Source organism: Alphaproteobacteria bacterium US3C007 (assembly GCA_034423775.1).
Lineage (GTDB): Bacteria > Pseudomonadota > Alphaproteobacteria > Rhodobacterales > Rhodobacteraceae > Thalassovivens > Thalassovivens spotae.
Window position 1 is genome coordinate 1,248,367 of sequence record CP139918.1, and the last position, 13,710, is coordinate 1,262,076.

11 protein-coding genes are annotated in these 13,710 nt (G+C 51.6%); 6 read left to right on the forward strand and 5 right to left on the reverse strand.

The annotated features are described in order from the left end of the window. The first annotated feature begins 270 nt into the window (after positions 1–270). Genes petA through UM181_06050 form a run of 3 tightly spaced genes read left to right on the forward strand, consistent with a single transcriptional unit; the run spans position 271 to position 2,982 of the window. Positions 271–831 carry a ubiquinol-cytochrome c reductase iron-sulfur subunit gene (gene petA / locus UM181_06040; protein ID WQC64161.1) on the forward strand — a complete coding sequence of 187 codons (561 nt, stop codon included), beginning with the start codon at positions 271–273 and terminating at the stop codon, positions 829–831. 12 nt (positions 832–843) lie between these two features. Beyond that, positions 844–2,169, forward strand: coding sequence for a cytochrome b (petB, locus tag UM181_06045; protein WQC64162.1), 1,326 nt, complete (start codon positions 844–846; stop codon positions 2,167–2,169). Between the two features lie 18 nt (positions 2,170–2,187). Further along, the gene (locus tag UM181_06050) at positions 2,188–2,982 is read left to right on the forward strand and encodes a cytochrome c1 (GenBank protein ID WQC64163.1); all 795 of its coding nucleotides are present in this window, start codon (positions 2,188–2,190) and stop codon (positions 2,980–2,982) included. Positions 2,983–3,102: 120 nt separating this feature from the next. Here UM181_06050 and UM181_06055 read toward each other — a convergent pair whose 3' ends face one another. The 4 genes from UM181_06055 to UM181_06070 form a co-directional block, all read right to left on the reverse strand. After that, positions 3,103–4,320, reverse strand: coding sequence for an MFS transporter (locus tag UM181_06055; GenBank protein WQC64164.1), 1,218 nt, complete (start codon positions 4,318–4,320; stop codon positions 3,103–3,105). Between the two features lie 45 nt (positions 4,321–4,365). Then, complete coding sequence (locus UM181_06060) at positions 4,366–4,944, reverse strand: DUF3726 domain-containing protein (GenBank protein ID WQC64165.1); 579 nt, start codon at positions 4,942–4,944, stop codon at positions 4,366–4,368. Then, positions 4,941–6,641: a hypothetical protein gene (locus UM181_06065; protein WQC64166.1), complete on the reverse strand. Its 1,701-nt coding sequence runs from the start codon at positions 6,639–6,641 to the stop codon at positions 4,941–4,943. Before UM181_06065 ends, UM181_06060 begins: the two co-directional genes overlap by 4 nt. 97 nt (positions 6,642–6,738) lie before the next feature. Next, positions 6,739–9,339, reverse strand: a complete 2,601-nt coding sequence (locus tag UM181_06070; GenBank protein ID WQC64167.1) for a response regulator — start codon at positions 9,337–9,339, stop codon at positions 6,739–6,741. Between the two features lie 710 nt (positions 9,340–10,049). Between UM181_06070 and UM181_06075 the strand changes: the two genes are divergently transcribed. The 3 genes from UM181_06075 to UM181_06085 are packed head-to-tail and all read left to right on the forward strand — an operon-like array spanning position 10,050 to position 13,092. Continuing rightward, a complete protein-coding gene (locus tag UM181_06075; GenBank protein WQC64168.1) occupies positions 10,050–10,667 on the forward strand; it encodes a response regulator transcription factor in 618 nt (205 codons plus the stop codon). A gap of 38 nt (positions 10,668–10,705) precedes the next feature. After that, positions 10,706–11,968 (forward strand): AMP-binding protein, encoded by a 1,263-nt coding sequence (locus UM181_06080; GenBank protein WQC64169.1) that lies wholly within the window; start codon positions 10,706–10,708, stop codon positions 11,966–11,968. Further along, positions 11,968–13,092, forward strand: coding sequence for a thiolase family protein (locus UM181_06085; GenBank protein WQC64170.1), 1,125 nt, complete (start codon positions 11,968–11,970; stop codon positions 13,090–13,092). Before UM181_06080 ends, UM181_06085 begins: the two co-directional genes overlap by 1 nt. Here the strand turns inward: UM181_06085 and UM181_06090 are convergent. Continuing rightward, positions 13,089–13,700 carry a biotin transporter BioY gene (locus UM181_06090; GenBank protein ID WQC64171.1) on the reverse strand — a complete coding sequence of 204 codons (612 nt, stop codon included), beginning with the start codon at positions 13,698–13,700 and terminating at the stop codon, positions 13,089–13,091. The two genes, UM181_06085 and UM181_06090, sit on opposite strands and share 4 nt — an antisense overlap. Between the last annotated feature and the right edge of the window lie 10 nt (positions 13,701–13,710).

Consider the following 13,710-nt stretch of genomic DNA (forward strand, 5'->3'; position numbering starts at 1 on the left):
AAAGATTCGTTTTTGCCGTTTAAACGGCGGTGGGAGGTCTGATACGCCCATGAAACCTGCAAGAGAGCGAATATTTTCAGGATCTTTTGAAAAAAAGCCAAAAAAATTAGTTAAAAATGGGTTTAGAGCCGCGCCAAAACGGCGCGGTTTCAAGAGTGTGCTGGACGAAGTCCATAAGCGGGGCTAAATAGCCCCATGAAAAGAGCAGAGGCCGCATCTTGGTCTCGCGTTGTAAGAACGATTATTTAGACGAAGAATGGAGTTTACCTCGTGTCACATGCAGAAGATCACGAAGGCACCCGGAGAGATTTTCTCTACTATGCCACAGCAGGCGCCGGCGCCATAACAGCGGGCGCAGCGGTTTGGCCTTTGGTCAACCAGATGAACCCATCTGCCGATGTGAAGGCCTTGTCTTCGATTCGTGTGGATATTTCAGAGATCGAACCGGGCACGCAGCTGACTGTAAAATGGCTGGGCAAGCCCGTCTTCATCCGTCGCCGGACGGAAGATGAAATTTCCGAAGCGCGCGGCGTTGCCATGGATGATTTGATCGATTTGTCAGCGCGCAACAACAATGCGCCAGAGTTGGATGCAGCGGATGAAAACCGTGCGCTTGACGAGACTGGTGAATGGTTGGTGATGATGGGCGTGTGCACGCATTTGGGCTGTGTGCCTTTGGGCGATGGCGCTGGCGACTTTCACGGCTGGTTCTGCCCCTGCCATGGATCGCATTACGATACATCTGGTCGCATTCGCAAAGGCCCTGCTCCGGAGAACTTGCCGGTGCCTATGGCCGCTTTTGTCGACGATACTACAATCAAATTGGGTTAAGGAGTTACTGTAATGGCTGGAATCCCTCACGACCATTTTGAACCGAAAACATCTGGCCAGAAATGGCTGCACAGCCGCTTGCCAGTTGTTGGCTTGCTCTATGATACATTGATGCTTCCAACGCCGAAAAACCTCAATTGGATGTGGATCTGGGGCATTGTGCTGACCTTTTGTTTGGCGCTGCAAATTATCACCGGTATCGTTTTGGTAATGCATTACACCCCGCATGTGGATATGGCTTTTGCGTCTATCGAACACATTATGCGTAATGTGAACGGTGGGCATATGATCCGGTATCTGCACATGAACGGTGCATCGCTGTTCTTTATTGCCGTTTACGCGCATATTTTCCGTGGCCTTTATTATGGCTCTTACAAAGCGCCGCGCGAAGTCACGTGGATCATCGGCATGTTGATCTATCTGCTAATGATGGGCACAGCGTTCATGGGCTATGTTTTGCCTTGGGGCCAAATGTCGTTCTGGGGCGCAACCGTTATTACAGGTCTGTTCGGCGCTATCCCGTTTATCGGAGAGCCCATCCAAACATTGCTGCTTGGTGGCCCGGCGGTCGATAACGCGACACTGAACCGGTTTTTCAGCCTGCATTATCTATTTCCCTTCCTGATTGCAGGTTTGGTGATCGTGCATATTTGGGCATTCCACACGACCGGGAATAACAACCCAACGGGGGTGGAAGTGCGCCGCGGCTCAAAAGCCGAAGCCGAGAAAGACACCGTGCCCTTCTGGCCCTATTTTGTGATCAAAGATTTGTTTGCTTTGGCCCTTTTGTTGGCCGTGTTCTTTGCGATCGTAGGGTTCATGCCAAATTATCTGGGCCATCCGGATAATTATATTGAAGCAAACGCGTTGGCGACTCCGGCACATATTGTGCCAGAATGGTATTTCTTACCCTTCTACGCTATTTTGCGCGCCTTCACATCGGAAGTCTGGGTTGTTCAATTGGCCAGCTTCGTAACGGGCGGGATCATCGACGCGAAATTCTTCGGCGTCTTGGCGATGTTCGGGGCGATTGCTGTTATGGCCTTGGCGCCTTGGCTTGATACATCATCGGTACGCTCTGCGCGCTACCGCCCCATGTTGAAATGGTGGTTTGCAATCTTAGTGGTGGATTTCTTCGTGCTAATGTGGCTGGGGGCAATGCCTGCAGAAGAGCCCTATGCAACCTTCTCACTGATTGCGTCTGCCTATTGGTTTGCCTATTTCTTGGTCATTCTGCCGCTGCTTGGTGTGTTAGAAAAACCATTGCCTGTGCCCGAAACCATTGAAGATGATTTTGACGCGCATTACGGCTCGAAAAACGCCACTCCGGCTGAATAAGTAAAGGGACAGAAAACAATGTTAAGAAACCTGACGATCACGGCCGTCACTGCCCTTGCCTTTGCCGCATCCGCTGCGTTCGCAGCTGGTGGCGGTGAACAGCATATCGAAGATTATGCGTTTTCTTTTGAAGGGCCGTTCGGCAAGTTTGACCAAAACCAGCTGCAACGCGGTTTAAAGGTCTACACAGAAGTCTGTGCGGCCTGTCATGGTCTGCGCTATGTGCCTATTCGCACCTTGGCGGATGAGGGTGGGCCGCATTTCACGTCGGATCAAGTGCGCGCCTATGCGACCAATTTCGAAGTTTATGATGCGGATCTTGAAGATTACCGCGAGGCCAAGCCAACCGATCATTTTCCTGCAAATGATGGCGCAGGTGCACCCGATCTTTCTTTGATGGCGAAAGCGCGGGCGGGATTTCATGGCCCATATGGAACAGGTATCAGCCAGCTGATCAACGGTATGGGTGGCCCGGAATATATCGCGTCATTGCTGACCGGATATACAGGTGAAGAAAAGGAAGAAGCGGGCGTAACGCTGTATGAGAATACCGCATTTCCAGGTGGCTGGATCAGCATGGCCCCGCCTTTATATGGCGAGGATGTTGATTATGATGACGGGCATGCCAATGATATTGAGCATGAAGCGGTGGATGTTGCAGCCTTCTTGATGTGGACAGCCGAGCCAAAAATGATGGCGCGTCAGCACGCTGGATTTGTGGGTGTTTTGATGCTTAGCCTTTTGGCGGCACTTCTCTATCTGACCAATAAGCGCATCTGGGCGCCTATTAAAAAGAAAAGCAAACAGGCGTAACCGTCAAATAAAACTGATGTTACAAAGCGATAGGCCCGCCAGTCATGGCGGGCTTTTTGCGTTTTGCTGCGTCTTGTCGCCTAAGGCTTCGGATCAGGGCCCGTTGGGGCTTTGCATCCCCTAGCCGATTGGCAGAATGGGGGCGGGTCTTGAGGGTTTAGACCACCATAAGAAAAACCCTGCGATGGCCATATTCAGCAGATTCCACACGATGCCATTTATAAAGGCCAGCTCATATGAGCCCGTTTTGACATAGATCCAGCCTGACATCCAACCGCCCAGAGCCATCCCCAAGATTGTTGTCATCAACACAAACCCAACCCGGCTACCGGCTTCATGCCCGGGCAAATACTCCCGCACAATCAAGGCGTAGCTGGGCACAATACCGCCCTGCGCCAAACCAAACATCAAAGACACGGCATAAAGCGACATCATCGAATTTGATGGCAGATAGAAGATCAACCCCAAACATTGCAAGACCGAGCCAATTAAAAGCGTTTTTACCCCGCCCAAGCGATCCGCCAGAACCCCCGAGATTACCCGCGACACCACGCCGCCCAACAGCATTAAGGATAACATTTCAGCGCCGACCACGGCGCCAAATCCCAGATCCACGCAATAGGCTACGATATGGACCTGCGGCATCGACATCGCCACACAACACGCAATACCCGCAATCCCTAATAACGCAGTGACGCGGTTCGAGGACATTGTGGTCATTGCCAATCTTTCGCGCGAAATATGATCCGCATGGGCGCTGCTTTCCGCGTTGAGCTTCGCTTTCAACCACAGCGCCAAAGGCATCATGATTGCCAAAGATAGGCCCGCCAAAACCACGTAAGTGCTTCGCCAGCCCTGCAATTCGATGACATCTTTGAGCACCCATGGCCAAAGCGCCCCTGAAAAATAATTGCCACTTGCGGCCAGCGCCACCGCGATGCCTCGCCGTTTTAAAAACCAGTGTGACACATCGGCAATCAATGGTCCGAAGGTTGCAGCATTGCCGAGCCCAATCAAAAATTGAAAGCCGCTTATCACAGCGATAGAGGATGCTGAGGCCGCCCCCGCAAGCCCGATCGCATTGAGCACAGCGGCCGCTATAAGAACCCGCACGATCCCATAACGATCCACAAATCCACCGATAATAAAATTGCCAAAGGCAAACCCGATCATGGTAAGCGTATAGGGAAGCGCGGCCTCCGAACGATCAATGTGAAATTCGCTTTGTATCGCGGGCATCACGACAATAATAAGCCACATTCCCACATTCCCAATCGTTGCGATCGCCAATGTGACGCCCAGACGGAACCAAGAATATTTGCTATCATGCTGTATCATGTAACGGCTTTGGCCGGTGCATTTGGCCAAAGCCGGTCAGTTGGCCTAATCATTGTCATTCAGCCCGGCACCTGCGCCGGCCAATCTGCTGGCTTCGGTTGCTGGTGCATAGGTTTTTTCCGCCAGTCGCTCTAGGGCGCGATAACATTCTTTTGAAATCTGCGCGCGTGAGGATTTTTGGAGCGTCTTTCCCAAGCCGGCTTCACCCGTTTCTATCCTTACCTCTATTGGGCCCGCGGCGTGAATTTGGTCTATTTTCGTATAGATCAAATCTGATTTTGAAAGATATAAACTGACGCCATCCCAAGCGATATGCAGCCAAATATCGGTATCGGCCAGCGATAAAGCCGCGAAGGGAATTAAAAGTGCTGGGGCGTGCATCGGCTGCGACGACTGCCAATTTTGCTGCGCCCACGCCCCATCGCTTAAAGCGGGCCCGATATAAAGCGGGTTGGTTTTGGGCGGCTGGCCCAAAGCTTGGCATAACGATTCTGCTCCGTTTAACCCGTGCTCGCATAAATACCGGGCGGCCATACCAGCTTCTTCTGCAATCCCCCAGGGCACTCCGCTGCCGCGGGCCGCTTTGCGTGCTAAGGCTTGAAACTCATTTAACGAATAGCTCATTCGGCGGCGCTGAGCGGCGGGTAGGTCCAATGATCCGGGTCTGATTGTGCGAGCTCGTGTGGAAACGGGGCCATCCGGAACATATTGATCCGCACCCAACGATCGGAACGCGGGTCAAAATGCGTTGCGCCGAAAAATGACAGCTTTGCCCGCAATAGGTCAATGGGCAGCATTTCGGCATCGATCGTATTGTCGCGGATTTCCGCATAGTCACAGCGCGCCGCCAGCTGGCACCGCCTCACGCTATGGCGATGCTCGGGATGCGCCATTAAGAACTCTGCCACCTGTGCGGTGTCTGGCATGCTATCCAGATCTTTATAAAGCCGCGCGGCATCGCGGCCCGGTTGCAGCGGTTGCTCAAATTCGGCGATATCTTCATCGAAACGTTCGCCCAGACGCGGCTCGAGCTTTTCACAAGAGACGTACCAGGCGCGCGAATTGGGTTGTTTTTGTGCCCAGTCGATTTCCAGCGCCCAGTCATAAATCATTTCGCAAAGCGCTTTTAGGCGCCCAATTGACATGCTGCCATCGATCCGAAACCCTGTGAGCTCATCTGCAGTCATGCAGCTGCTAAGCCCATCGATCAGATCTCCATAAGGTTCCATCATCAGGCTGATCAGCAATTCTTGGCCATCTTGGCCTAAATTCTTTTGACCCCATAAGAAAAGCTGGTTCCAAGGCGCTGGCGTATTGAACTTGAAATCAGGAATATACGCGATCAATTGCTCTATATCAGGTTTAAGCTTAGCCAATTTTTGAACTTGTAACGGATGTTCTGAGTGCCAATCTTTGATATTTTGCAACGCGCGTGGCAGCAGCTCTTGAAACGTATCTATGGCGTCTTGGCTGGCCCATTCTACGCGCCGCACCCGCGCCAAAGCTTCTTCTTTGGCAGCAATCCAATTGTTTAAAAGCATCGGGTGGTTGATTAAGAACGGGGCCATGCCAAGCCCTGTGGAATTGCCAATTCCAAATTTTCTACGCAAGCTTGGATCAAGCACAACGGCGCGTTGGCCACCTTGTGCGCGGGCCATATGTTCGACAAGATCCAATGCGAATGCGCGTATCAGAAAGACCGTCAGCATCTCTATTTGAAAAGCGCCCTGACATTCGTCGCGCTCTTTCAGCGTTTCCCGATCCGCCGCACCAAATTTTCCCGATCCATACACCGCAGTGGTGCGCATTAAATATCCCACTTGATCGACCAAAGTCGCATCAGGCTGTTGGCCGGTCGCCAAGCGCTGAACTACATGATCCCAAAGTCGGACGGATCGGTTGGCGCGTGAGATGGTCAATTCGCTTTCTTGCGCGCGGCCTGCTTCTTGCAGTGGAATATTTTGGCGCAAGCGCGCTATATCTTGCGTGGATGGCACACCGTCAAACAGCGTGAACGTGGCGTCCCATTCTGTTGCAATTACCCGGTCTGAGCGTTTTTCGGGCGCCAAGTCATTTGCAAAGGCCACCAAAGAATAGGTATTTTTTGGCCCATGGGCGCTATAAACCGCAACGCCAACGCCCTGTTTATCGATATCGAATAAAGCTGCCTCAAAGCGCCATTCCTGTGATTTCAAGCGCCTCAACAACACCCGCATAAACGATAAACGATGTTGATGGAAACAGCCCATACGCGAAAGGCGCATAACCTCTGAGGCAGGACGCGGAGCTATCGTTTCAAGCGATATATCTTGTTTTTGCATGGCGATTGACTTGCTATATCGAAAAATATGACCTGCAGTAGGTTACGCAAAAACAAAACGATAATAAAGAATAATTCTCATTACAGCCTGCGTGATTTCAACGCGCCTTTTGGGCGATCGATGCGGCCAATTCTGATTGGGTTTTGTTCCAAATCACCCCAATGTTTTCGATGAGGTGTGACACTTGATCGGCCCTATCAGATCGAGCAGCCAGCTCGATCATATTAAGCTTTTGATGCAGCGCTAAAGCCCCAAGCACGGCCGCTGATCCGGCCGCTCGATGGACCAATTCAATCGTTTCCTTGGTCAGCTTGCCTTTTGAACCCGCATCAGTTGGGTCCAGCAATTTCAACATTTCATCAGTTTCATGGATAAATTGCTGCATCAAATTTTGTAATTTATCAGCGCCCAGTTGGGTCAGGATATCTTGGATATGAGGCTGGTCCAAAATTGCAATTTTTCCGCTTGCGTCGCGATCTGTGAGGGGATCTTTTTTCGGCGCAGATTGTGGGCAATAGAGCCGAATTTTTTCAAGCAATATGCGTCTGTCGATCGGTTTGATGATTTTATCGTTGATTCCAGCTGCCAAGAATTCATCGATTTCGTCGGGCATAGCATGCGCTGTCACGGCAATAATTGGTGTATTTGCAGAGGCGCACCCGCTTGAGCGGATACGCCTTGAGGCTTCTATCCCATCCATGACCGGCATGCTGATATCGATAAGAATGAGGTCAAATTTTTGTTTTGCCGCCGCCTCTACGCCACATTTGCCGTTTTTTACTTCGGTGACCTGATGCCCTTCAAGCTTAAGCATTTCCTGCAGGATAAAGCGATTAATCTCATTATCTTCCACCATCAAGATGTTGATCGGGCTGAGATGATTGACGAACCTTGCCAGATTCAGCGGCGTTTCCAAAGCTGGCAGGTGCGGTTTGAAGGCGATACGAAACAAAAATGTTGAGCCTTCTCCAAAGGCGCTTTCCGCGCTCAGTTGACCCCCCATTAAATCTACAAGCCGGCGCACGATGCCAAGCCCAAGGCCGGTACTGGCCGAAAAATCCGCATTGGCTTGGTTCGAGGTTTCAAAATCATCATAAATACGGCCAAGCCGATCAGGGGTGATACCGATGCCGGTGTCACGCACGCGAAACTCGACGATGATCGCATCCGGGCTTTGTGTCATTATCTCGGTTTCGATCAAGATTTTTCCATCGCGGGTGAATTGCGTGGCATTGCTGAGCAGATTGAGAAGAATCTGCTGTAATTTCACTTTATCCCCAAGGATATCCGGTGCTGCAGAATGCACCCATTGGTGCCGGATTTCATTGCCTTTTTCATCGCTTAAAGCGGCATGGCTGGTGATCACTTCCGCAATCAGTTGGTCCAATTGAATAGGATCTGCTCTAAGCTCAGCTTGCGCCTCATTCACTTTTGAAATGTCGAGTGCATTTTCTATTTGTGCCAAAAGCATCCGCCCCGAGGCATCCATCGTTTCGACATAGCGTTTTTGTATAGGGTAAAGATCCGTGTCGTTTAACAGTTTCAATGCCCCCAAAAGCCCTTGCAGCGGGTTACGCATTTCGTGGCTGTTGGTGGCGATAAAGGCGGTTTTTTGCTGCTCGCTTTGCCGCGCAACATTCAGGGCATTGATGATATTTTTTTGCTTTGCTTTTTCTTGGGTAAGATCGCGAATAACAACAGAGATGCGCGAACGCGCCCCTGGGGCGATTGGCTGAAAGGAGATTTCCGCTGGAAAGGTTTCGCCCGATTTGCGCTGCAGCCACGCTTTGAACCGCTGCGCATGCTCTGGCGTTGCGATAGGGCTTAGGGCAAAGGGTTTCAGTTCTTTTCGATACCGGTTTAACAATTTTGGCGGTATAAGGAGATCTTCGATATTACGCTCTAATGCTTCCTCTTTGGTATATCCGAACACGGGTCCGGCATTGTTTTTATACTCGGTGATAATACCGTCTTTTGAGAGGTTCAGAACGGCGTCGTGGGCGCTGGCCGCAAGGCTTTCTGGGCGCGGAATTTGAGTGTCTTTTTTGGTGCTTGGCGTTGCGCGCGCGGCCCTTTGCCGTGCTATTAAAATGGCGGCTAGACTTATCGAAAACCCTGCCAAGATGGTTAAAAGGGCCAATCGCAGATAGATCCATGGCGTTAGGGCACTCTCTGCCTGTGGTGATGCGATCAAGCTGTTTGCAGGCACTTCAGAGATAATTTTAATGGGAGTTTGAAGGTTTCGTAAGTCTTTTACTAAATTTGGAAGCGTCGTTTTAAGCTGTGCATTTGATTGCTCAATAAGAGGCGCATTTTCGGATAGGAACTTTTGCACTTTATTTATATTTAGTTTCAGCGGATGTGTTCGTGGAAGATCTTGATAATATTGCGATGCGCTAAGCAATTCCGATTTGGAGTGAAATGACTTAAATTCTTTTCGCAATCTTTTAAGCTCACTGACCGGGTCGCTTGATGCTTGATGCGCGCTTAAGACAAGAAATGCATATTGTACGCTGAGCTGTCGGAAGGCCCCTAAACTTTCTTCGGCGGCGGGCTGTCCAAAAAGTCGCGCCTTGTGATTTATTTCAACCGTTACATACCCGATAAGAGCCAACGCCAAAGCCAGCAAAGCCGCGATACCAACCCGTCGTTTCTTGAAGGATGGATCTGGATTCAAAGATGCTGGCTGACCACCCATTACGCATCAACCGACAGAAGGCTTGATCTAGCGCAGCGGCGTCGTAACAATAGAGAGCCTTTACATGAACCTGGCCCCTGCTTGGTTTTATGATGCCCTTCTAATATCATTGGGCGGGTCTTGTGACAGATGCATCCGCCGCGCTACGTTCAGGCTTTTTTCCCCAAACGATATAAAAAAGCCGGTTATTATCCGCCTTTTCTGTGGCTTTGTTTTGTTCAAAAAAATGAACCATCGTACGGTTTATGACCTTAATATGCGCGATCCGCTGCTTTGTTTTTGCTTTGAGCACGATCTGTGATTTAAAAAACCACCGTGTTAAAACTATCAATAATAATCAAAATATAACAACTAAAGCATATAGACGTAAAGAAAAACTACATTTTTTATACTCTGTGGTATATATAGATATTAAAACATATACAGACTGGGAATTTTGATGCGATATTGACTGTCTTATTACATAATTGAGTCAGGCTCATCTGATTTTGTCCAAATTGTGGGGTATAAGGTCCGCGCTTTTCAAATAGTTTCCCTTAGAAAACGCCTTAAAAGACCAATTGTGAATTGTGATATACTTTGTAATATAGACAAAAAGCCTTATGGGTGGGCCAATAGAAAGCCCAAGTAAATGCGTTGCTAGGTTAGAAGTGCGTTCTGAGTATAAGTGGTGATAGGGAAAAAGAACTATAAATTGCGAAAGAGACTAAATGCGAATTCTAATAGCGGATGATCACGATCTCCTGCGAGAAACCTTATCGATGTTCTTAGCTTCAGAGGGAAGTATTGATACTGCGCTTGCTTCAACGCTTGATGCGGCGTTGGATCTTATACAAAGCGAAGAAAAATTCGATTTGATCATGTTGGATTACAACATGCCAGGTATGGCAGGTTTGAATGGTTTGAAACGTGCCATGGAAGCCAGCGGTGGTAGTCCGGTTGCCTTGATGTCTGGCATAGCATCGCGCTCTGTGGCCGAAGAAGCGCTTTCTTTTGGAGCTGCGGGTTTTGTGCCCAAAACGCTGGCCGCGAAAACGTTGGTTAACGCGGTAAGATTTATGGCGATGGGGGAAAAATACGCCCCGATTGATTTTATGACCGCGGATGATCCAACCGTGGCGCCCAACCCTCTGGCTCAAAAGCTCTCAAGGCGCGAATTACAAGTTCTTGAAGGCTTATCGAAAGGCAAATCAAATAAGGAGATCGCGCGAGATTTGGATTTGCAAGAACCAACGATTAAATTGCATGTGAAAACACTTTACCGCAAAATTGGTGCGGCCAATCGTACGCAGGCCGCTTTGATCGCCAAAGAAGAAGGCCTGTTCTGATCTGGCGTCAGATATGACCATCTGCGGGGGTTGATAATTTGTTGAACGCGCCTGCCTCGAAGACTCCTTTGCCGGAAGCGCGGTTTCGCTGGCATGCAGATGCGCAGCTTATTTTGCCAGATGGAACCTGCCTTGACGAGCCGCAGCATCACTTTTCAGCCGCGGTTGAGGCGCATCCTATCTGTAGGTTTTTCGATCTTTTAAACCACCAGTCCATGCCGCTGATTTGCGCTGCTGGGCGGGTTGAGGCGGTGCTTGGCGCAAACGCCAATTCTGAGTTTTGCGCGATGAGCGGCGGCACAACCGGGGCCCCAAAGGTGATCCAGCGCCGCTGCGCCAGTTGGATTGCAACCTTTCAACTGCATGCCCGTCAATTCGCCCAACAGACGCCGCTGCGCTATGCCACGCTGGGTGATTTGCAGCATTCCTTAACCTTATATGGGGCCATTGAGGCTTTGCATATTGGCGCAATTTACCACCCTTTGGGGGGCGTCAGCCCACGCCGGCAATTGTCAGAGCTTCAAAGCGCGGGTGTTAATGTGCTCTATGCGACCCCTACGCAAATACGGCTGCTCTTAAATGTGAAGCGCCAAAATACCGGTTTGGAGGCATTGCGGCATGTGATGCTGGGTGGTGGCGCGCTGGATCAGGAGACGCGCGCGCAGTTAAAGCGCTGCGCCCCTGCGGCTGAGATTACTGAGTTTTTTGGCACCAGCGAGGCCAGCTTTATTTGCGCATCGGATCGGACTACGCCGTTGGGCTCTGTGGGCAGGCCCTATCCCGGGGTCGCGCTTGCAATACGCGATGGCCAAGGTGCGCCCTGCCCAAGCGCAAGCGCGGGAGATATTTGGCTGCGCTCTCCTTATGTGTTTTCCAAATATAGGTCTGGGGCGGATCCTGATGTCATCTGGCGCGATGATTGGTTGTCGATAGGCGAAATAGGATATCAAGACTCGCAGGGGTATCTGTATTTAAAGGGGCGGCGCGCGCGTGCGTTTCAAGTGGCGGATCAAACCGTCTATCCAGAGGTTATTGAGGCCAAATTGTCTCAACATACTGCTATTGAGGCGGCTGTGGTGTTTGCGTGCCCCGATGCCAAACGCGGCGCGGTGATCGTTGCGGTGGTTGCCGCCGGATCGGGCGCGCTGCCAAAAGATCTTCAAGCTTGGGCCTCGCATCATTTGCCGCTGCGGGCGCGCCCGGCCAAATATGTCTTGAAACCTCTGGCGCAATGGCCGGTCTTAAACTCGGGAAAACCGGATCTTCAAGCGTTGAAACGCCTATGTATTGAGGCCGTATAATGCAGCGTTCGGCGCATATTGTGGCCGCGCGCCGCAGTCCGGTTGCACCGCGGGGCGGTGATTTGGCAACGCTTGAGTTGCATGCGCTTGCGGCACCGGTGATCCGGGCCGTTTTAGGGGATGCTGGAATTGGCGCGGCGCAGGTTGATGAGATTATCGTATCAAACGCGCTGGGCGCTGGCGGCAATCCTGCCAGATTGGTGGCGCTGGCGGCTGATTTGCCGCAGCGCATTGGCGGTTATAGCATCGATCGTCAATGTTGTGGCGGGCTGGATGCGCTGGCGCTGGCGCGCGCGATGATTGTATCGGGGCAAGCTGAGATTGTTTTGGCGGGCGGCGTTGAAACCTATTCGCAGCGCCCGATTCGGTTGCGCAGCCGGCATGGTGCAGCTTTGGCATTGCCCTATGATCGCCCCGCTTTTGCGCCGGTTGCGGATCAAGATCCGGATATGGATATTGCGGCGGATCAGGTTGCGCAGCAGATGGGGATCGATCGCGCGGCGCAGGATGCTTGGGCTAGGCTAAGCCATCAAAAGGCCCAAGCAGCGCAAAAGGCTTTGGCTGTTGAGATCGTAGCGCTGGGCCCCAAAAACCTAGATCATGACAGTTATACCCGCAGGTTAAGCCCGGAATTATGCGCCAGAGCGCCAATATTATCGGGCAGCATTACGCATGCCAACAGCGCTGTTGCGGCTGATGCTGCGGCGTTTTCTTTGGTGGTCTCGGATCGGATTGCTGCGCAGATCGCTGCTCCATCGGTTGCAATTTTACAAAGCGCGGCTTTGGCCAGCGATCCGGCTTTTCCCGCGCTGGCACCGGTTCCGGCCATTCGCGAGGTCCTTCAAAAGGGCGGTGTGGGCGCGCGCGATCTTGCTCAGGTTGAAATGATGGAGGCCTATGCCGCGCAAGCGCTGGCTTGCATTCAAGAGACTGGATTAGATCCGGCGCGGTGCAATATCAAAGGCGGCGCGCTTGCGCGGGGCCATCCGATTGGCGCTTCGGGGGCAATTCTGGCCGTGCGTTTGTTTCATGATTTGCGCCAAAGCGCAGGGCAAATCGGGCTGGCTGCCATTGCCGCTGCGGGCGGCTTAGGCAGCGCCTTGCTTTTGCAAAGCGGCGATTAACGCGCAATGTCCTTTTGGGGTGGGTTCTCTGCCGTTTGCGCAGCCGCATCCGGCGCTGACTGGAGTGATTTTGCCAATACCATCTGCGGGCGTGCGGTATAGATCGCGCGCGTTATCACGGCGCAGAGGATGACTTTGATCACATCGCCAGGTAAAAACGGCGCCACCAAAGCCAATGAAGCCAAAAGCGGCTTATCGATCATTATGGATAGGCCAATAACGCCAGGAATATACAGCGCAATAATACCGCCAAGCAGGGCGGCCAGGGCGCTGGCTGGGCCAATGGAAAACCGCGCTAAGTGCTGCATGCTCCATCCGGTGACAAAGGCGGCGATCGGAAATCCGATTAGGAACCCAACGCTGGGCGAGGCAAACACGGCCAAACCGCCACGCCCACCGGCCAAAAGAGGCAAGCCCAGCGCTGTTAAGCCAAGAAACAACAAGGCCGCTTGCGCGCCCGCGCGCGCGCCCAAAATGGTACCGCAGAGCATGACCCCCAAGCTTTGCGCGGTGATGGGCACGCCGCTAATTAGGGTGATTTTGGGAATTAAGCCCAAAGCCGCGATCACCGCTGCAAACAGCGACACCAAAACAACATTCTTATCCATGTTTTTTTCC

Bases quoted from the DNA above. Each gene is read 5' to 3' on its own strand.
- UM181_06075 (WQC64168.1), top strand. From the start codon at position 10,050: ATGCGAATTCTAATAGCGGATGATCACGATCTCCTGCGAGAAACCTTA.
- petB (WQC64162.1), top strand. From the start codon at position 844: ATGGCTGGAATCCCTCACGACCATTTTGAACCGAAAACATCTGGCCAG.
- UM181_06055 (WQC64164.1), bottom strand. From the start codon at position 4,320: ATGATACAGCATGATAGCAAATATTCTTGGTTCCGTCTGGGCGTCACA.
- UM181_06070 (WQC64167.1), bottom strand. From the start codon at position 9,339: ATGGGTGGTCAGCCAGCATCTTTGAATCCAGATCCATCCTTCAAGAAA.
- UM181_06065 (WQC64166.1), bottom strand. From the start codon at position 6,641: ATGCAAAAACAAGATATATCGCTTGAAACGATAGCTCCGCGTCCTGCC.
- UM181_06050 (WQC64163.1), top strand. From the start codon at position 2,188: ATGTTAAGAAACCTGACGATCACGGCCGTCACTGCCCTTGCCTTTGCC.
- UM181_06060 (WQC64165.1), bottom strand. From the start codon at position 4,944: ATGAGCTATTCGTTAAATGAGTTTCAAGCCTTAGCACGCAAAGCGGCC.
- UM181_06085 (WQC64170.1), top strand. From the start codon at position 11,968: ATGCAGCGTTCGGCGCATATTGTGGCCGCGCGCCGCAGTCCGGTTGCA.
- UM181_06090 (WQC64171.1), bottom strand. From the start codon at position 13,700: ATGGATAAGAATGTTGTTTTGGTGTCGCTGTTTGCAGCGGTGATCGCG.